Origin of the sequence: Stenotrophomonas sp. CFBP 13724 (assembly GCF_014841975.1) — a bacterium.
Taxonomy (GTDB): Bacteria; Pseudomonadota; Gammaproteobacteria; order Xanthomonadales; family Xanthomonadaceae; genus Stenotrophomonas; species Stenotrophomonas lacuserhaii.
This window is the reverse complement of record NZ_JACYUW010000001.1, coordinates 2432721-2450349: the sequence shown is the minus strand read 5'-3', so window position 1 is coordinate 2450349 and position 17629 is coordinate 2432721. Positions and strand designations below refer to the sequence as shown.

The following is a 17629-nucleotide window of genomic DNA, read 5'->3' as shown; positions in this document are numbered from 1 at the left end:
CGCATCAACGCCGGTCGCGCGTCACCCATGCGCGGACGAACAGCGCGATCAGGCCGCTGAAAATCACCCACGAAACAACATCGAACAGCCCATCGCCGATCAGTGCACTGACCAGCCCCACCAGGCTCGCCAGCGTGATCCATGCCGGGGCGACGAAGGGGCTCTTCATGCCACCTCCTGCGTCTGCGCGCGTTCGATCTCGGCCACGCGGGTGGCGGTGCTGCCGCGCTTGAACCACAGGTACAGGCCGCTGACCAGCACCGCGATGGTCAACAGGTCCAGCAGCGCCCACAGGATCTTCAACGGCAGCTTGCCGTAGTCACCAAAATGCAGCGGCTGGCTCAGCAGCAGCACGGTCATGTAGGTCGGCAACTGCGGCTGCGCGGTCAGCGCGCCGGTGCTGGCATCGATCAATACCGGGCGATACAGACGTTCGGTCAGTGGCGAGTTGCCCTGCATGAACACCCCGAAATGATGGTCGCCGCTGTAGCCGGTACCGGGGAAGCTGACGAAGGCCGGGCGCATGTCCGGCTCGGCGGCGCGCGCGGTATCCACTGCCGCCTGCAGAGAAGCCAACTGGGTGGGCTTGGGCTGGCCGGCATACTGCGCGGCGAACTCACCGAGCTGCTGGGTCTGCCAGGCCTGTTCCAGCGGCTTGGCGAGCGTGTTGATGGCACCGGTCAGGCCGACGACCAACGCCCAGCCAAGGGTGACGATGCCGATCACGTTGTGCAGGTCCAGCCAGGCCAGACGCCGGCTGCGACCGGTGCGCAGCGTGCCGAAGCGCTGCTTGCGCATGAACGGGCCGTACAGCACCAGACCCGAGACGATCGCCACCACGAACAGCAGCCCCATCGCGCCCATGAACAACAGGCCGGGCAGGCCGAGGAACAGGTCGGTATGCAGGCGGTACAGGAAGTACATCACGCCTTCGTTGAACTGCGGTGCGGGCACCTGCTCACCGCTGACGGAATTGAGCAGCACGGTCTGCATCTGCGCCGGCGGCGTATCGGTGCGCGCGCCGGTGTTGACGTACATCAGCGGGGCGTCCGGGTCCCAGCCGACGAACAGCGGGACGTTGCCGGGGAAGTGCTGCAGCGCGGTCTGTACCTGCGCATCCAGGTCGCGCAGCGTGGCGTCAGCGGGTGCGGCCGGCACGTCGGGGTCGGCGCCGGTGAGGTGGGCGATTTCGTGGCCGAACACCAGCGGCAGGCCGGTCAGGCACAGCAGCAGCAGGAACAGGGTGCAGACCAGACTGGTCCATTTGTGGACCACGAACCAGGCTTTGATGGCAGAGCGTTGCATGCAGCAGGAATCCTCGGGCGACGGCTGGAAGTGAATCGGGGATCAGAACCGGCGAGGACTGACGCAGCGGATTATCCGGATGAGGATGGGTGAATACAAATGATTCGCAAGCGCAGGGATTGTCGGCACTCCCTCTGTTGCCCGTGTGCTATCCAGCGAAAACTGGAACGTCCCAACCGAGGCAGATGACATGAGCACAGGCAGGATGTACGACGGGAGCGTCTTGCAGTACCAGGACTGCGTAGAGGTTTCCGCTTGCCGCCCCGTGGAAGCGCGCTGCGTGCTTCACGTCGCAGGCCCGCTGACCGGGTTGGATGGCATCGACCTGGGCTGCGGGACCGGCTGGTACGGCAGGCAGATGCTGGCGGGCGGCGCGCGGCGCGCCTTGGGCGTTGATTGCACCCCCGACATGCTGGCGCAGGCCCGCCAGCTGTCGCGGGAAGGCGGTGACGCCATGACCTTCGTGCAGGGTGACCTGCGTGACTTGCGTGACCTGCGGTTGCGCGAAGAGTTCGACATCGCCATCGGTTCATGGGTCTTCTGCCATGCCACCACTGCGCTTGAGTTGGCGCAGATGTACTGCGCTGCCGCTTCCGTGCTTCGTCCCGGAGGAACCCTTGTCGCAGTGGTCAACAACCCTGCGTATCGGCAGCAGGACGGCGACGGGTCAGCCTACGGCGCCAAGGCGATAGCGCAGGAGCCACACCCCGACGCAGACCGCCTGACAGTCGAATTCGCGGGCGAGCCACCGATCAGGGTAGTGGACTACCAGTGGGGCACTGGTTGCCATCAGGCCGCGGCTACCGCGGCGGGTTTCGGTGCGCTGTCATGGCACTGCCCCACGCCGGATCCATCTGATAGAGCTGCATTTCCCCCAGGCTTCTGGGATGAGTACGAACGAAATCCGGCCTCAACGGCGCTACGTTGCGTGAAGACACGTGGTGTCACGGAAGCAGGCTGACAGCACCTTCCAGGGACCTCGCGCGCTGATGGCGGGTTACGGCGTCCGGGACGATCTGGAAGGTGACCCGGCCGACATCATCGTGGTCCGCTTGGCTGTGTCCGGTGTTCTTCGTGCTGGTATGCGGGCTACGCGCCGGAAAACGCCAGCCTGAATCGGGTGCGCGGTGCCGTTCAGCGCGGTCATCGCGGTGTCATTGCCGGATCACATGGCGGTCGCCGGGGCGGGAATAGGGTGGACACACCCGCCCCCCACGGAGACCTGCCATGTGGCTCATCGACCGTCTACTTGCCGTTCCCGCCTCGGTGCCGGTTGCCCCCGCACCGGAAGCATTGCCGGAAGCGCACGCGCGCCGACTGACCCTCAAGCGCCCCGCGCGTGCCGGGCGCATGGCGATTTCACCGTGGCAGAAAGTCGCCGCGCCGACCCGCCGCAGCCGCCACTGACGGCCTATTCGCGGTCCGCCGGGTGGTGCACCCCATCGTTGGTGGGCACCTGGCCGAGCGCGAAGGGATTGATCCCCTCCAGGCAGGCCACGTTGTAGCCGAATTCGCGTGGGTTCGAGCGTCGCCGGTGGTGCGTGTAGATGCCGCAGACGCTGCAGAACCAGTGCTCGGCCACGTGGGTGTTGAACTGGTACAGCCGCAGCTGCTCGCCTCCGCGCACCACCTGCAGGCCTTCTTCGGCAACGCTGGCGGCGATGGCGCCGCGCCTTCGGCACATCGAACAATCGCAGCGACGCGGCTCGACGATGCCGTTCGGCAGATGCAGCCGCAGCTCCACCGCCCCGCAGTGGCAGGTGGCGGTGTGATGCTCGTTTACGGGGATTCCAGCAACCAATGTGATGCCCATGGCGTGCTCCGAGGGGTTGCAGCCATTGTCTATCACCTCGTAGCGGGTGACGACCGCTGGCTGCGGTGGGTGACGACCGCTGGTCGTCACGCTCCTCCGCGCGCAACCTGAACAGGCGCCCATTCCGCCAACGCGCCGGCTGTGGCTAACTAGGCGCCCCGCGGATGAAGTGACAGCACCATAGTGAAGGCAGCAGCACGTCGGACGATCGCGATCATCATGCTCCTTGGGGCCCTGTGGCCCGGCGGACTGCTGTTCTACCAGATGCCCGGGCCGGTGTGGCTGGGCGCGCTGCTGGCGCTGGCCTGGGTGCTGGCTGCGGGCTGGATGGCGCTGCGCGTGGCCCGCGGACGCGCCGGCCAGCGGATCGGATCCGGGTACGTGCTGGGGATGGCCTGTGCGGCCCTGTGGTGGACGGCGCTGAGCCCCAGCCAGGACCGTACATGGGCTGACGACGTGGCCGAGCGCCTGCACGTGGTGTCCTTCGACGGGCGCCACGTGGTGCTGGACAACGTGCGCGATTTCACCTGGCGCACCGAGCAGGACTACGACGCGCGCTGGGTGCGGCGGGAGTACGACCTGCAGCAGCTGCACTCTGCCGACCTGGTGATGTCGTACTGGATGGGTCCGGCCATCGCCCACACGCTGGTGTCGTTCGGGTTTGCCGATGGCCGCCACCTGGTGTTCTCGCTGGAAATCCGTAAAGAGCGTGGCGAGTCGTTCTCCGCACTGGGCGGCTTCTTCCGCAAGTTCGAGATGACCCTGGTGGCGTCTGAGGAAACCGACATCATCCGCACGCGTACCAATGCACGTGGGGAGGATGTCTATCTGTACCGCCTGCACGGGCTGACGCAGGCACAGCTGCGCACCCTGTTCGCCGGCTATATCAAGCAGGCGCGCAGCCTGGATGCCGCTCCTGCGTTCTACAACACGTTGACCAGCAACTGCACCACCATCGTGTTCGACCTGGCGCGCCACATCGCGCCCGGGCTGCCGCTGGACTACCGCCTGCTGGCATCGGGCTATCTGGACGAGTACGCCTTCGAGCAGGGCGCGCTGGCGCCCGGGTATCCGTTTGCCACGCTGAAGGCGCGTGCGCGGATCACCGAACGCGCGCTGCAACCGCAGGCCCGGAGTGATTTCTCCCGCTGGATACGCCGCGGCGTTCCCGGTACCGCACAGGAAGCGCAACCATGACGGCCGTGGCACATCCCTTCAACTGGCAGCGCAGCGTGCGCCTGCTGCTGGCGGCCACCGTGCTGCTGTTCGGCAGTGGCTGCGCGATGGTGACGGTCAAGCAGGTCGCCAACACTGATTACCTGACCACCAAGCGTTCCGACGTGCTGACCACGGGCAAGTTGAGCGCGGCCTCGCAGGAGACGCTGAGCGTGGTTGGGTTGGATGCAAGCCAGTGCGACAAGGACGTGGTGGCTTGCCGGAAGACGCTGCTGGACACCGATGGCATCAGCGCCGAACAGCGCATGTCCGCGTTGTCCGAGCTGTGGGTGCAGACCGCGCTTGCCCTCAGCCCCAAGCCGAAGCACGCCGACAAGGAGCCGATGAGCGATGCGGCGGTGGATGCCTGGCTGGAAGCGGCGCGCTTTGCGTATGCGTACCTGTTCTTCAGCGGGCGCGCGCCGTCGGACCGTGCCTTTGAAGACCGCCAGACCCAGGTGCGCGACTATTACAACTACGCTGCCGAACAGACCGCTTCGGTGGTGTTCCGGCGGGCGCGCGCCTCCGCGCTGGAAGGGGAGGATTACAACGCCCCGGTGGCAGGTGAGCGCTGGACCATCACCTCCGACTACGATCGCCTGTCGATGCCCAGCATCCCGACCCGGTTGGTGTCGGCGGCCACGATCAGTTTCGTCGGCCTGCGCAGCACGTACCGTCGCGATGGCTTCGGCGCGGAGCTGGTGGTGGTGATGGATCCACCGAAGTTGAGCACGCCATTGCCGGATGCTGATGCGCCGGTAGATGGCGCAGCACCCAAGCGCAGGCATGAGGTGCCGCAGTACAGCGAGATGTCCTCGATCAATGCCACCGCGCTGCTGCGCTTCAAGGGCAATTCGTTGGACGAGGTACTGCAGACCCGCCAGGTGCTGCTGGACGTGTATTCGCCGGAGGCCACCGAGCGCGTGGACCTGCACGGTCAGCAGGTACCGCTGGCCGGCAATTTCACCGCAGCGTATGGACTGTGGCTGGCGCAGAGCGGCTTCGCCACGCAGGCGCTGCGCACCCTGTTCGGCATGGCCGAAGGTATCAAGGAACCGCACATCTACCTGATGCAGCCGTGGGACCCGGACCGCCGCATCATCTTCATGCTGCACGGCCTGGGCAGCAGCCCCGAAGCGTGGGTGAACGTGGCCAACGAGATCATGGGTGAAGAGGAACTGCGCCGTGAGTTCCAGGTGTGGCAGGTGTATTACCCCACCAACGCCCCGATCGCCCTGAACCGCTATGAGATATCGCGTGCGTTCAACAGCACGCTGAAGCACTTCGATCCGGGCGGGCAGTCGCGCGCGTCCAAGGAGCAGGTGTTCATCGGTCACAGCATGGGCGGCGTGCTCGGGCGCTTGCTGCTCAGTTCCTCAGGCGATGTGCTGTGGAATGACCTGATGGCGCGCTATGACCTGAAGGGCGAGCGCCTGCAGCGGGTAAGGACCAAGTTGGGGCCGTTGCTGCAGTTCCAGCCGCAGCCGAACGTGGAACGGGCAATCTTCATTGCCGCTCCGCACAAGGGTACGGACATCGCCGGTAACCGGGTGGGGCGCCTGATCGGGCGCCTGGTGCGTCTGCCCCTGACGATCCTGGGTTCGTTCGAGGATGCCTTCAATACGCTGCAGCAGGCCGATGCGCAGCGCAGCGGCAGCGAGAAGCTGCGCGTGCCTAACAGCATCGACAACCTCAAATCCAGCGATCCGTTCGTGATGGCGGCGGCCTCGCTGCCGATCCAGCCGGGCTTGAAATACCACTCGATCATCGCCCATCGCAAGCCGGACGTGCCGCTGCTGCAGTCCGATGATGGACTGGTGCCGTACTGGAGCGCGCACCTGGACGGCGCGGTGTCGGAGAAGGTGATCATCTCCGGCCACAGCGTGCAGGAAACCCCGCAGGCGGTGTTGGAAATCCGCCGCATCCTGCGCGAGGACGTGGACGAGGTGGGCGCGCGGCCCTGAGCTGGAATCCGGAAATCGGTAGGTGACGACCGTTGGTCGTCACAGGGCCGCCCTCGATCAACGGCGTGACGGCCAACGGTCGTCACCCACACCCACCCGTCACCCACCAGCAGCGGCGGCGATCAGATACGGCGCGCGACCACCGTGGCCAGCAGCGCCAGCAACAGCGTCACGGCAAAGCAGAGCAGGTAGCCCAGCGTCTCGCGGCCGTCGATGAAGGCTGCAAACAACGAGCCCGACAGCGCCAGCGTGGTCGCCACGCCGACCCCTTCGCTGAGCTGCAGGGCTGAACTGTTCGCGCCCTGTTCGTGCGGTGCCGACAGCGACAACGTCAGCACCGACAGGCTGGGGTAGATCAGGCCCATGCCCAGCCCGGTCAGTGACCAGCCTGCCAGGGCAAGCAACAGCGGCACGCCCTGCTGCAGGGTCAGCGAGGTCAGCAGCAGACCACCACACATCATCCACGCACCGGCCTGCAACAGGTGGGCGCGGGTCCAGCCGCGGCGCTGGTGTCCCTGCATCCACGAGCCGGCGAACCAGCCCAGCGCGCCCATGCTCAACGCGGCGCCGGCCCACAGCGGCGACAGGTCACGTTCGCGCTGCAGCAGCAGCGGCAGGAATGCTTCGGCCGCAAAGAAGGCCGATGCGGCGATGCCCCGCATCGCGATCACGCTGGGCAGGCCGCGGCCGAGGCGCAGCGTACCGGTGGGCAGCAGGTGGCGTGCGCAGGCCACCAGCAGGACCAATGCCGCAGCCATCAGCGCGACAGCGACGATGCCCTGCTGCTGGCCGCCCAGGTACAGCAGCAGCGCGGCAAGTGCGGTGCCGATCGCCCAGCGCACCACCGGCCGTGATGCGACCTCGGTGCGCGGATGCTGCGCACTGGCGCGCAGTGCCGGCACCAGCAGCAGGGCGGCGGGCAGGGCCAACACCGGTACCGCCAGGAAGACCCAGCGCCAGCCGACGTACTGCACGATCAGCCCGCTGATCGACGGCCCGATCAGCGAAGGCAGCACCCAGCCCGCGGAGAACGCAGCGAAAACCCTCGGCCGCAGCACTTCCGGGAAGGTGCGCGCCACCAGCACGTACAACGACACCGATACCGCACCGATGCCCACGCCCTGCAGCAGGCGCCCAGCCACCAGCACGCCCATGCGCGGGGCCAGTCCGGCCACGATCAGGCCGGCCAGGAAGAAGCCCAGTCCGAACCACAGCGGACGCGCCGGGCCCTGCTGGTCGCAAAGGCGCCCGGCTACGCTCATGCCGATCACGCTGGTCGCCAGCGCACCGCCGAAGGCCACTGCGTACAGCCGCAGGCCATCCAGTGCCTGCGCCACGGTAGGCATGGCGGCCGCCACGGCCAGGGCCTCGAACGCGACCAGTGCGACCAGCGCGACCATGCCGAGGGTGGTGGCGCGGTAGCGCGGCGAAAGGATGGAGGTGTCAGCCGGTGGGGCGATCGAGGCGGCGGGGGCGTTCATGCAGGCACTTGTATTGGCGAAGCGGAGGCGGCAGCATCGCGCCTCAACCAAGGTTGAGGTCAAGTGATGGCGACGCAGGAGCTTAGTGTAGGCGAGGTGGCCAAGCGCAGCGGCGTCGCCGTGTCCGCATTGCATTTCTATGAGCGCAAAGGGCTGATCCGCAGCCTGCGCAACGCCGGCAACCAGCGCCGCTTCCCGCGCGATGTGCTGCGGCGGCTGGCGGTGATCCGCGTGGCCCAACGCGTGGGCATGCCGCTGGAAGCGGTGGGTGCGGCGTTGGCCGAGCTGCCCGAAGGCCGCACGCCGACCAAGGCCGAATGGGCGCGCATGTCCGCGCGCTGGCGTACCGAGCTGGATGAGCGTATCCACCTGCTGCAGTTCCTGCGCGACCAGCTGACCGGCTGCATCGGCTGCGGTTGCCTGTCGTTGAAGCGCTGCCGCCTGGCCAATCCGGATGACATGCTGGGTGAGCAGGGCGACGGCCCGCAGCGCTGGGAGTAGCGCTGCGTCGCGCCGCCCCCGGTCGGCGCCGCTTGCTTCACCACACGGTGAGTGTCTGCCCACTCTGGATGCCTTCCACCGCGCGCTGGTACGCCAGTGCGACGCGGCGCGCAGGTGCCGGTTCGAAGCCCGGGAAATACGGCGCATAGGCGGCGGCCGATTCTTCCAGCACGGTCGGGCTGACGATGTTGATGCGCAGCCCGCGCGCGGCCAGTTCGAACGCTGCAGCGCGCACGAAGCCTTCCAACCCGGCGTTGACTGCGGTGGCGTTGCTGCCGTCGCGGATCGGCTCGGCGCTGATGATGCCGCTGGTGAGGGTGATGGAGCCGCCCGCGCGCAGGTGGTGCTGGGCGGCCAGTGCCAGCCGCACCTGGCCGAGCAGCTTGTCCTGCAGGCCGCTGTCGAACTGTGCCGCGGTCATGTCCTGCAGAGGGCCGAAGTGGACCTGGCCGGTGGTGGCGATCACCGCGTCCAGCGGGCCGGTGGCTTCGAACAGTGCCTGCACGCTGCGGTCGTCGGTGAGGTCGACTTGGTGCTGGCCACTGTGGCGACCGGCCGCCAGGATTTCATGCTGCTGCCCCAGATGGGTGGCGACGGCTTGGCCGAGGGTGCCGGACGCGCCGACGATCAGGATCTTCATGCTGCTTCTCCGTTGGGAACACGCTCAGTCTGCTACCTCATAGAGGTTTCGGTAAGCGGCGTATGATTTGCTCATTCCGAACCCGGGGTTTGCAATGGACACCTTTCGCTGCATGCAGGCCTTCGCGGCGGTGGCTGATCACGGCAGCTTCGCGCGCGCCGCCGAACAGCTGCAGGTATCGGCGGTAATGGTCGGCAAGTACATCCAGCAGTTGGAGACGCACCTGGGCACGGCGCTGCTGCAGCGGAATACGCGCCGGCAACGGCTGACCGAGGCCGGCGCGGCCTACCTGGCCGGCTGCCGGCAGGTGCTGGAGCAGGTGCAGCAGGCCGAAGCGAGCGTGGCCGGCCTGCAACTGCAGCCGCGCGGGCTGCTGCGGGTGAGCGCGCCGAGTACGTGGGGAAGCTGCGTGATGGCACCGGCGCTGGCGTCGTTGCTGCAGGCGCAGCCGCTGTTGAACATCGAGCTGGACCTGAGCAACCGGCCCGTGGACCTGATCGAGGACGGCTTCGACGCCGCCATCCGGGTGGGTCCGCTGCCGTCGCGGGAACTGGTGGCGCGGCCGCTGCCGCCCTATGCGATGAGCCTGTGTGCATCGCCGGCCTACCTGCACCGCAGGGGCACGCCGCAGTTGCCATCCGACCTGGCCGCGCATGATTGCCTGGGCCATCTGGCTTGGCGCGGTGGCCATGGCTGGCAGCTGGCCAGCGGTGAGCCGGTGGACTGGGAGCCGCGGGCGCGGCTGAGCAGCAATGACGGGCAGGCGTTGCGCCAAGCGGCACTGGCCGGTGCTGGGTTGGTGCTGCAACCGACGGCGTTGCTGGGTGAAGACATCGCCGCAGGGCGGCTGGTCAGCGTGTTGGACGCGTATCTGCCGGTGCCACGCCCGATGCACCTGATCTACCTGCCGGACCGCCGGCCGCGTCCGCGGCTGCAGTGTTTCGTGGATTTCCTGGTTGAGCGGTTTCCGATGGCGCCTGAAAGGTAAACCGGTAGCGCCGAGCCACGCTCGGCGAGCGCGTAGCGCGGCCTGCGCCAGGCATCGCGATGCGCGAACGGAAAGCCGCCGAGCACGGCTCGGCGCTACCAGGGCACGTCCAAGCCTGAGCACACGCAGACCGGTAGCGCCGAGCCACGCTCGGCGAGCGCGTAGCGCGGCCTGCGCCAGGCATCGCGATGCGCGAACGGAAAGCCGCCGAGCACGGCTCGGCGCTACCAGGGCACGTCCAAGCCTGAGCACACGCAGACCGGTAGCGCCGAGCCACGCTCGGCGAGCGCGTAGCGCGGCCTGCGCCAGGCATCGCGATGCGCGAACGGAAAGCCGCCGAGCACGGCTCGGCACTACCAAGGTACATCCAAGCCTGAGCACACGCAGACCGGTAGCGCCGAGCCACGCTCGGCGAGCGCGTAGCGCGGCGCGGCATGACGGCCAGCGGCCGTCAGTGCCGTCGGGGTTCAATCGTTGGCGGCGGACAGTTCGCGGCCACGTGCCTGGGCGGCGGCCAGCGCCTTCGCGACCAGCGCCTCGAAGCCGCCGGCCTGGAAGGCCTCGATCGCCGCCTGCGTGGTGCCGCCCGGTGAGGTTACCCGGCGGCGCAATTCGGCCGGCGCTTCGCCGGCTTCAGCGAGCATCCGCGATGCGCCCAGCAGGGTCTGCTGCACCAGCGTGCGCGCCGCCTCGGCCGGCAATCCCTGCGCGATGCCGGCCGCTTCCATTGCCTCGGCCAGCAGGAACACATACGCCGGGCCGCTGCCGGACACCGCAGTGACCGAATCCATCAGCGTTTCGTCGTTCACCCACACCGTGCGTCCGGCGCTGGACAGCACCCGGTCGGCCTGCGCGCGTTGACCGTCGCTGACCTCGGCGGTGGCGAACAGGCCGGTGACTCCCGCGCCCAGCAGGGCAGGGGTGTTGGGCATCGCGCGCACCACGGCGATGCCGCCGCCCAGCCAGCGATCCAGCTGGCCGCTGGTGATGCCGGCGGCGATGGAGACCAGCAGCGGCCGCTGTGCGGCCGCCACGGGCTGCAGCGAGGCACACACCTCACGCAGCACCTGCGGCTTCACCGCCAGCACCCAGGCACGGGCCTGGGCAGCGGCCTCACCCGCGGTGGCGTACGTGGTGACCCCGAAGTCAGCAGCCAGCGCATCGCGCAGGGCGTCCACCGGCTCGGCGACATGGATGTCGGCGGCCGGGATGCCCTGTCGGACCAGGCCGGCGATCAGGCTGCGGGCCATGTTGCCGCCGCCGATGAAAGCGATGGAGGAATCGGTCATGCGGATGCTCCTTTCAGTTCAGGCCGGACGGACGCGCGCGCCGAACAGCGCGGTGCCGATGCGGACCATGGTGGCGCCATCGGCGATGGCCTCGGCGTAGTCGCTGCTCATGCCCATCGACAGCGTGTCCGCCTGCGGGTATCGGCTCTGCAACGCGTGCTGCAGCGCCTGCATGCGGCTGAAGGCCGCGTGGCGTTGCGCAGGATCGGGCCACGGCGCCGGGATGGCCATCAGCCCGCGCAGCTGCAGGGTGGGCTCGGCGGCGATGGCCGCCGCCAGCGCGTGGACCTGCGCAGGCTGGCAGCCGTGCTTGCTGCTTTCGTCGTCGATGTTGACCTGGATCAGCACGCTCAAAGGCGGCAGATCAGCCGGCCGATGGCGTGCCAGGGCGGTGACCAGCTTGCCCCGGTCCACGCTCTGCACCCACTGGAAGTGGCGCGCCACGGGCTCTGCCTTGTTCGACTGCAGGTGACCGATCAGGTGCCATTCCAGCCCAAGCCCTTGCAGCGCCTCGATCTTCGCCAGCGCCTCCTGCACGTAATTCTCGCCGAAGGCGCGCTGGCCTTCAGCGGCCAAGGCAGCAATCGCCGACGCCGGCTGGGTCTTTGACACGGCCAGCAGGGTGGGCACTGGCCGCCCGGCGGCCTGCGCCGCGTTCTGCAGGTTGCTCAGTATTCCGGGCAGGGGACTTTGCACGTGACGCGTTCCGGTCTGACAGGACGCTATACTGACGCCCGGGGAAAGATCCTTCCAGTCGTAGCCGTTATTGGGGAGTAGCCGCTCATGGATATCGCCGAGCTGTTGGCGTTTTCCGTAAAAAACAAAGCATCCGACCTGCACCTGTCCGCAGGCCTGCCGCCGATGATCCGCGTGGACGGTGACGTCCGCCGCATCAACATCCCGGCGCTGGACCACAAGCAGGTGCATGCGCTTGTCTACGACATCATGTCGGACAAGCAGCGTCGCGATTACGAAGAGTTCCTCGAGGTCGATTTCTCGTTCGAGATCCCCTCGCTGGCGCGCTTCCGTGTCAACGCCTTCAACCAGAACCGTGGCGCCGGTGCGGTGTTCCGTACCATTCCCTCCGAAGTGCTGACGCTTGAAGACCTGGCCTGCCCGCCGCTGTTCCGCGAGGTGATCCAGCAGCCGCAGGGCCTGATCCTGGTGACCGGCCCGACCGGTTCGGGCAAGTCGACCACGCTGGCGGCGATGATCGATTACATCAACAAGAACGAGTACGGGCACATCCTCACCGTCGAGGACCCGATCGAGTTCGTGCACACCTCGCAGAAGTGCTTGATCAACCAGCGCGAAGTACACCGTGACACGCACGGCTTCAACGAAGCGCTGCGTTCGGCCCTGCGTGAAGATCCGGACATCATCCTGGTCGGCGAACTGCGCGATCTTGAAACCATCCGCCTGGCCCTGACCGCGGCGGAAACCGGCCACCTGGTGTTCGGCACGCTGCACACCAGTTCGGCGGCCAAGACCATCGACCGCATCATCGACGTGTTCCCGGCCGGCGAAAAGCCGATGGTGCGCTCGATGCTGTCCGAATCGCTGCGTGCGGTTATCTCGCAGGCCCTGTTGAAGAAGGTGGGCGGCGGACGTACGGCGGCCTGGGAAATCATGGTCGGCACTCCGGCCATCCGCAACCTGATCCGCGAGGACAAGGTGGCGCAGATGTATTCGGCCATCCAGACCGGCCAACAGCACGGCATGATGACCCTGGACCAGCACCTGCAAGACCTGGTCAAGCGCAGCCTGATAACGCGCAACCAGGCAAAAGAGTACGCCAAGGACAAGCGCCTGTTCGAGTAAGGCAGGCGACGGCGGGCGGCGTGCGTCGGCTCGGCGCGCACCGCGGGCCGCCGTGCCGAGCCCCCGTCCCGTTTCCTGGAGTCTGCCGTGAACAGTGCCGCCACCAACACCATCGATTTCACTTCCTTCCTCAAGCTGATGGCGCACCAGCGCGCCTCGGACCTGTTCATCACCGCGGGCATGCCGCCGGCGATCAAGGTCAACGGCAAGATCTCGCCGATCACCCAGACCCCGCTGACGCCGCAGCAGAGCCGCGACCTGGTGCTGAACGTGATGACGCCGGCGCAGCGCGAGGAATTCGAAAAGACCCACGAGTGCAACTTCGCCATTGGCCTGTCCGGTGTCGGTCGCTTCCGTGTCAGCTGCTTCTACCAGCGCAACCAGGTCGGCATGGTGCTGCGCCGGATCGAAACGCGCATTCCCACCGTGGATGAGCTGGCGCTGCCGCCGATCATCAAGACGCTGGCGATGACCAAGCGCGGCATCATCCTGTTCGTCGGCGCGACCGGTACCGGCAAGTCGACTTCGCTTGCCGCGATGATCGGCTACCGCAACCACAATTCGACCGGCCACATCATCACCATCGAAGATCCGATCGAGTTCGTGCACCGCCACGAAGGCTGCATCATCACCCAGCGCGAAGTCGGCATCGATACCGACAGCTGGGAAGCGGCGCTGAAGAACACCCTGCGCCAGGCGCCGGACGTGATCATGATCGGCGAGGTGCGTACCCGCGAAGGCATGGACCATGCCATCGCCTTCGCTGAAACCGGCCACCTGGTGCTGTGCACGCTGCATGCGAACAACGCCAACCAGGCGATGGACCGCATCATCAACTTCTTCCCGGAAGACCGGCGCAACCAGCTGCTGATGGATCTGTCGCTGAACATCAAGGGCGTGGTCGCGCAGCAGCTGATTCCTTCGCCCGATGGCCGTTCGCGCAAGGTGGCGATGGAAATCATGCTGGGCACCCCGCTGGTGCAGGATTACATCCGCGAAGGTGAAATCCACAAGCTGAAGGAAGTGATGAAGGAGTCCACCCAGCTTGGCATGAAGACCTTCGACCAGAGCCTGTTCGAGCTGTACCAGGCGGGCGAGATCAGCTACGAAGATGCGCTGCGCTATGCGGATTCGCAGAACGAAGTGCGCCTGAAGATCAAGCTGAGCCAGGGGGGCGATGCGCGCACGCTGGCGCAGGGCCTGGACGGTGTGGAGATTTCCGAGGTCCGCTGAGGCCGGACGGGTGGATGCGGATGGGTAGGTGCGGACCTCGGTCCGCACACGCGCGCAGCGCGGCTTCCCGCGCCCGCCGAGCATGGCTCGGCGATACCGGGCCGCCGGGCTCAGCCCGGTAGTGACGGCCGCCGGCCGTCATGGCGCCATGCTGACGACCAGCGGTCGTCACTACACTCATTCCATCCCGAGCTTCTTCAGCTTGTAGCGCAGCGCGCGGAAGGTGATGCCCAACTGCGCGGCGGTGCGGGTCTTGTTCCAGCGGTTCTCTTCCAGCGCGCGCTGGATCGCGGTGCGCTCCATCTGTTCGATGTAGGAGGGCAGGGCGGCATTACCGGCCGGCAGGTCGACCACCGCTTCCACCGGCGGCGCGGCGGCGCTGCCACCGGAGCGGCCATTCGGCTGCGGCAGGCGCAGGTCAGCTGCGCCGATGGTGTCTCCTTCGGCCAGCGCCAATGCCCGCTCCAGGATGTTTTCAAGTTCGCGCACGTTGCCGGGGAAGCCATACACGGCGAGCGCTTCCAGTGCCGACGGCGCCAGCAGCGGCACCGCGCAGCCGTGGGTGCGTGCCAGGCGTGCCAGGATCGCAGCGGCCAGTTCGGGCAGGTCTTCATGGCGCTCGCGCAGCGGCGGAACGCGCAGTTCGATCACGTTGATGCGGTAGTACAGGTCGTGCCGGAAGCGGCCTTCGTCCACCAGCTCGGACAAGTCCTTGTGGGTTGCCGACAGGATGCGCACGTCCACCGCGATTTCCGCGGAAGCACCCACCGGACGCACCGATTTTTCCTGGATGGCGCGCAGCAGTTTCACCTGCATCTGCAGCGGCAGTTCGGCCACTTCATCGAGGAACAGGGTGCCGCCGTGCGCGGCCTGGAACAGGCCGGGTTTGTCGGCGTGGGCGCCGGTGAAGCTGCCCTTCTTGTGGCCGAAGAACTCGCTTTCCATCAGCTCCGACGGAATGGCACCGCAGTTGACCGGGATGAACGGGCCGGCCGCGCGCGCGCCCTGCTCGTGGATGGTGCGCGCGACCAGTTCCTTGCCCACCCCGGATTCGCCCAGGATGTACACCGGTGCCTGGCTGCGCGCGACCTTGCCCAGCGTGCTGCGCAGGGCGTCCATCGCCGGTGAGCCGCCGAGCAGGCGTCCTTGCTGTTCGGCCGGGGCGACCGCGGGTGGGCGTTCGGTGTTGTTGAGTTCCAGCGCGTGCTTGACCAGTCCGCGCAGCACCGAAATGTCCACCGGCTTGCTGACGAAATCGAACGCGCCGGCCTTCAGCGCTTCCACGGCCAGGTCCATGCTGCCGAAGGCGGTGATCATCGCCACCGGGGTGCGCGGATAGTGCTGGGCGATCTCGGTGACCAGTTCGATGCCGTTGCCATCGGGCAGCCGCATGTCGGTGATGCAGAGATCGTACGGATTGCTGGCCAGCAGCTCGCGTGCTTCGGCGAGATTGGCGGCGGTGTTGATGCGCAGGCCCATCCGGCCCAGGGTCAGCACCAGCAGTTCGCGGATGTCGCGCTCGTCATCGACGACCAGTGCGCTACGGGTTTCGTTCATGGTTGAGAAGATAGCGGAGGGGGGCGATACCGACAAATGTTTGACGCATGGTGCAGGCCGTCATCCTGACGCCAAGGTATGCGGGGCGGACAGGATGATGCGGAAACAGGCGCCGCCTGCGGGCACGGGCACGTATTCCAGACGTGCCTGGTTGGCGCGGCACAGCTCGCGGGCGATGTACAAACCCAGCCCGGTGCCGTGCTCGGACGTGGTGAAGAAGGGATTGAACAACTGCGCGGCGACAGCGTCGGGAATGCCGGGGCCGCGGTCCATCACGTCGATCACCGGGCTGCCTTCCAGCCGTGCCAGGCGCAGCCGTACGCGCGCCGGTTGTTCGCCGATGCGGCCATACTTCAACGCGTTGTGGACCAGGGCGGTCAGCACCTGGTGCAGGTGGCGCGGATCGACCATCGCGGCGACCGAGGTTTCGGAGATGATCGATTCCACGCTGTCCGTTTCCAGCGACAGGCCCTGCTTGTACTCCAGCACGAAGCGCCGGATCAGCGCGGCCAGGTCCACGTTCTCCGGATTGGCACGCTCGCGGCGGGCAAGTCCCAGCACGCTTTCGACGATGCCGTTGGTGCGCTGGCACTGCTGGTGGATGATCTGCAGCAGGCGGCGGTCGCCTTCGCTGAAATTGCCGTCTTCTTCTTCCAGCAGCTGCACCGCGTAGTTGATCGCCGCCAGCGGATTGCGGATTTCATGCGCCAGGCTGGCCGAGAACCGGCCCAGCGCGGACAGCGTCAGCGATTCGGCCCGCTTGGATACCACGGTAGAGTCATCCAGGAACACCAGAGTGAGATCGCTGCCGGCCAACAGGCGGGCGAACCGCGGCTGGACTTCGGGCTGGTCCGGGGACAGCATCAGCGGGGTCTCTTCCTGGTTACCGCCGGTGCGCCAGCGATGCAGCCTGCGTGCCAGTTCAGGCGCTGTGCGGGTCAGGCCCGGCCGCTCACCGCCGCTGCCGCCTTCGTGATCGCCGAGCAGCGCCGATGCGGCTTCGTTGACCAGCGTGATGCGGTTCTGGCCGTCCACCACCATCACCCCGGTGCGCATGCGGCGGATGATCAGTTCATTGATCTGGTACAGGTTGGCCACTTCGTCGCCGCGCTGGTTGGCCAGCTGCTGGCTGCGGCGGGCACGGTGGGCGACCTGCGAGCTGATGAACGCCAGCGCCAGGTAGCTGGTGGTGAACATCGCCAGTTCGGCCAGCGTACGGGTGGGGGCGCCGCCTTCCAGCAGCTTCCACAGGTACTCGGCGACGGTGGCGACGCTGGCCCCCACTGCCAGCCCGAGGGCCATCGGAAACGGCAGCATCGTCGCGGCGGCGGCGATGTTGAACAGCAGCGACATCGAGATGCCGGCGCTGGCCCCGGGCAGGGCATGGGCCAGCAGCGAAGCGGCGACGATGTCCAGGCTGACGCCGACCAGCACGAACTGCCGCAGCCAGCGTTCGCTGCGCCCCAGCAGCAGCATCAGCACCGAAAAAAGCCAGTAGCCGCCGGACACGTAAGCGGCCAGTTCGGGGTGCTCGGCCTGCCCCAGCAGGTCGGCCATCGGGCTGAACATCAGCCCGGCGATCGCGGTGGCGATCAGCAGCCGGTACAGGGCAAAGAAATACAGTTCGCGTCGAGGAATGGACTCGATGCGGTCGATCAAGGATGTGGTCGGTGCCACGCCAAAACTCCCCTTCTGGCTTGCGTGCAGTATAGGCATGGATGGGGGCCCGGCCGGCCGATCACTGCGCAACGAACGCCCGCCCGTGGCCTGGATGGCGTCAGGGCAATCCAGGAGGCCAGCCACAAATAACTGAAAAACCAGA

At 67.1% G+C, this 17629-nt stretch carries 17 protein-coding genes; 8 read left to right on the top strand and 9 right to left on the bottom strand.

The window, feature by feature from the left end; translation table 11 throughout:
* Positions 1-4: 4 nt before the first annotated feature.
* Together IFT63_RS10790 and IFT63_RS10785 are read right to left on the bottom strand one after the other, a co-directional pair.
* Positions 5-169, bottom strand: a complete 165-nt coding sequence (locus tag IFT63_RS10790; protein ID WP_192084065.1) for a hypothetical protein — start codon at positions 167-169, stop codon at positions 5-7.
* Positions 166-1305, bottom strand: coding sequence for a PepSY-associated TM helix domain-containing protein (locus tag IFT63_RS10785; protein WP_192084064.1), 1140 nt, complete (start codon positions 1303-1305; stop codon positions 166-168). Before IFT63_RS10785 ends, IFT63_RS10790 begins: the two co-directional genes overlap by 4 nt.
* Before the next feature lie 190 nt (positions 1306-1495).
* Between IFT63_RS10785 and IFT63_RS10780 the strand changes: the two genes are divergently transcribed.
* Both IFT63_RS10780 and IFT63_RS10775 read left to right on the top strand, forming a co-directional pair.
* Positions 1496-2266: a class I SAM-dependent methyltransferase gene (locus IFT63_RS10780; RefSeq protein ID WP_192084063.1), complete on the top strand. Its 771-nt coding sequence runs from the start codon at positions 1496-1498 to the stop codon at positions 2264-2266.
* 266 nt (positions 2267-2532) lie between these two features.
* Positions 2533-2712, top strand: a complete 180-nt coding sequence (locus tag IFT63_RS10775; protein WP_192084062.1) for a hypothetical protein — start codon at positions 2533-2535, stop codon at positions 2710-2712.
* Between the two features lie 4 nt (positions 2713-2716).
* Here IFT63_RS10775 and IFT63_RS10770 read toward each other — a convergent pair whose 3' ends face one another.
* The gene (locus IFT63_RS10770) at positions 2717-3118 is read right to left on the bottom strand and encodes a GFA family protein (protein ID WP_042613418.1); all 402 of its coding nucleotides are present in this window, start codon (positions 3116-3118) and stop codon (positions 2717-2719) included.
* Positions 3119-3337: 219 nt separating this feature from the next.
* Here IFT63_RS10770 and IFT63_RS10765 point away from each other — a divergent pair, with 219 nt between their 5' ends.
* Together IFT63_RS10765 and IFT63_RS10760 are read left to right on the top strand one after the other, a co-directional pair.
* Positions 3338-4315: a DUF4105 domain-containing protein gene (locus IFT63_RS10765; protein ID WP_192084061.1), complete on the top strand. Its 978-nt coding sequence runs from the start codon at positions 3338-3340 to the stop codon at positions 4313-4315.
* Positions 4312-6297, top strand: a complete 1986-nt coding sequence (locus tag IFT63_RS10760) for an alpha/beta hydrolase (RefSeq protein ID WP_042613419.1) — start codon at positions 4312-4314, stop codon at positions 6295-6297. The genes IFT63_RS10765 and IFT63_RS10760 overlap by 4 nt, the downstream gene beginning before the upstream one ends.
* Positions 6298-6419: 122 nt before the next feature.
* Here IFT63_RS10760 and IFT63_RS10755 read toward each other — a convergent pair whose 3' ends face one another.
* Entirely contained in the window at positions 6420-7778 is a 1359-nt protein-coding gene (locus IFT63_RS10755) for an MFS transporter (protein ID WP_192084060.1), read from the bottom strand.
* A 66-nt stretch (positions 7779-7844) separates the two neighbouring features.
* Here IFT63_RS10755 and soxR point away from each other — a divergent pair, with 66 nt between their 5' ends.
* On the top strand, positions 7845-8279 hold the full coding sequence (gene soxR, locus IFT63_RS10750; protein ID WP_042613421.1) for a redox-sensitive transcriptional activator SoxR: 435 nt from the start codon (positions 7845-7847) through the stop codon (positions 8277-8279).
* A 37-nt stretch (positions 8280-8316) separates the two neighbouring features.
* Here soxR and IFT63_RS10745 read toward each other — a convergent pair whose 3' ends face one another.
* On the bottom strand, positions 8317-8919 hold the full coding sequence (locus tag IFT63_RS10745; protein WP_192084059.1) for a short chain dehydrogenase: 603 nt from the start codon (positions 8917-8919) through the stop codon (positions 8317-8319).
* Positions 8920-9013: 94 nt separating this feature from the next.
* Here IFT63_RS10745 and IFT63_RS10740 point away from each other — a divergent pair, with 94 nt between their 5' ends.
* Positions 9014-9907, top strand: a complete 894-nt coding sequence (locus IFT63_RS10740) for a LysR family transcriptional regulator (RefSeq protein ID WP_192084058.1) — start codon at positions 9014-9016, stop codon at positions 9905-9907.
* A gap of 467 nt (positions 9908-10374) precedes the next feature.
* On the opposite strand, the gene proC is transcribed toward IFT63_RS10740, so the two are convergent.
* Positions 10375-11196, bottom strand: coding sequence for a pyrroline-5-carboxylate reductase (gene proC, locus IFT63_RS10735; RefSeq protein WP_192084057.1), 822 nt, complete (start codon positions 11194-11196; stop codon positions 10375-10377).
* Positions 11197-11214: 18 nt separating this feature from the next.
* Complete coding sequence (locus tag IFT63_RS10730) at positions 11215-11871, bottom strand: YggS family pyridoxal phosphate-dependent enzyme (RefSeq protein ID WP_342450491.1); 657 nt, start codon at positions 11869-11871, stop codon at positions 11215-11217.
* A 108-nt stretch (positions 11872-11979) separates the two neighbouring features.
* Between IFT63_RS10730 and IFT63_RS10725 the strand changes: the two genes are divergently transcribed.
* Positions 11980-13017, top strand: coding sequence for a type IV pilus twitching motility protein PilT (locus IFT63_RS10725; RefSeq protein ID WP_042613426.1), 1038 nt, complete (start codon positions 11980-11982; stop codon positions 13015-13017).
* A gap of 87 nt (positions 13018-13104) precedes the next feature.
* Positions 13105-14250 (top strand): PilT/PilU family type 4a pilus ATPase, encoded by a 1146-nt coding sequence (locus IFT63_RS10720; protein WP_080335115.1) that lies wholly within the window; start codon positions 13105-13107, stop codon positions 14248-14250.
* A 177-nt stretch (positions 14251-14427) separates the two neighbouring features.
* Here the strand turns inward: IFT63_RS10720 and IFT63_RS10715 are convergent, their stop codons facing one another.
* Both IFT63_RS10715 and IFT63_RS10710 read right to left on the bottom strand, forming a co-directional pair.
* Complete coding sequence (locus IFT63_RS10715; RefSeq protein ID WP_192084055.1) at positions 14428-15807, bottom strand: sigma-54 dependent transcriptional regulator; 1380 nt, start codon at positions 15805-15807, stop codon at positions 14428-14430.
* A gap of 60 nt (positions 15808-15867) precedes the next feature.
* Positions 15868-17484 (bottom strand): ATP-binding protein, encoded by a 1617-nt coding sequence (locus IFT63_RS10710; protein ID WP_080335116.1) that lies wholly within the window; start codon positions 17482-17484, stop codon positions 15868-15870.
* Between the last annotated feature and the right edge of the window lie 145 nt (positions 17485-17629).

Coding starts and splice junctions, on each gene's coding strand:
- IFT63_RS10745 (WP_192084059.1), bottom strand. CDS start 8,919: ATGAAGATCCTGATCGTCGGCGCGTCCGGCACCCTCGGCCAAGCCGTC.
- soxR (WP_042613421.1), top strand. CDS start 7,845: ATGGCGACGCAGGAGCTTAGTGTAGGCGAGGTGGCCAAGCGCAGCGGC.
- IFT63_RS10760 (WP_042613419.1), top strand. CDS start 4,312: ATGACGGCCGTGGCACATCCCTTCAACTGGCAGCGCAGCGTGCGCCTG.
- IFT63_RS10740 (WP_192084058.1), top strand. CDS start 9,014: ATGGACACCTTTCGCTGCATGCAGGCCTTCGCGGCGGTGGCTGATCAC.
- IFT63_RS10785 (WP_192084064.1), bottom strand. CDS start 1,305: ATGCAACGCTCTGCCATCAAAGCCTGGTTCGTGGTCCACAAATGGACC.
- IFT63_RS10780 (WP_192084063.1), top strand. CDS start 1,496: ATGAGCACAGGCAGGATGTACGACGGGAGCGTCTTGCAGTACCAGGAC.
- IFT63_RS10755 (WP_192084060.1), bottom strand. CDS start 7,778: ATGAACGCCCCCGCCGCCTCGATCGCCCCACCGGCTGACACCTCCATC.
- IFT63_RS10775 (WP_192084062.1), top strand. CDS start 2,533: ATGTGGCTCATCGACCGTCTACTTGCCGTTCCCGCCTCGGTGCCGGTT.
- IFT63_RS10715 (WP_192084055.1), bottom strand. CDS start 15,807: ATGAACGAAACCCGTAGCGCACTGGTCGTCGATGACGAGCGCGACATC.
- IFT63_RS10765 (WP_192084061.1), top strand. CDS start 3,338: ATGCTCCTTGGGGCCCTGTGGCCCGGCGGACTGCTGTTCTACCAGATG.
- IFT63_RS10790 (WP_192084065.1), bottom strand. CDS start 169: ATGAAGAGCCCCTTCGTCGCCCCGGCATGGATCACGCTGGCGAGCCTG.
- proC (WP_192084057.1), bottom strand. CDS start 11,196: ATGACCGATTCCTCCATCGCTTTCATCGGCGGCGGCAACATGGCCCGC.
- IFT63_RS10725 (WP_042613426.1), top strand. CDS start 11,980: ATGGATATCGCCGAGCTGTTGGCGTTTTCCGTAAAAAACAAAGCATCC.
- IFT63_RS10770 (WP_042613418.1), bottom strand. CDS start 3,118: ATGGGCATCACATTGGTTGCTGGAATCCCCGTAAACGAGCATCACACC.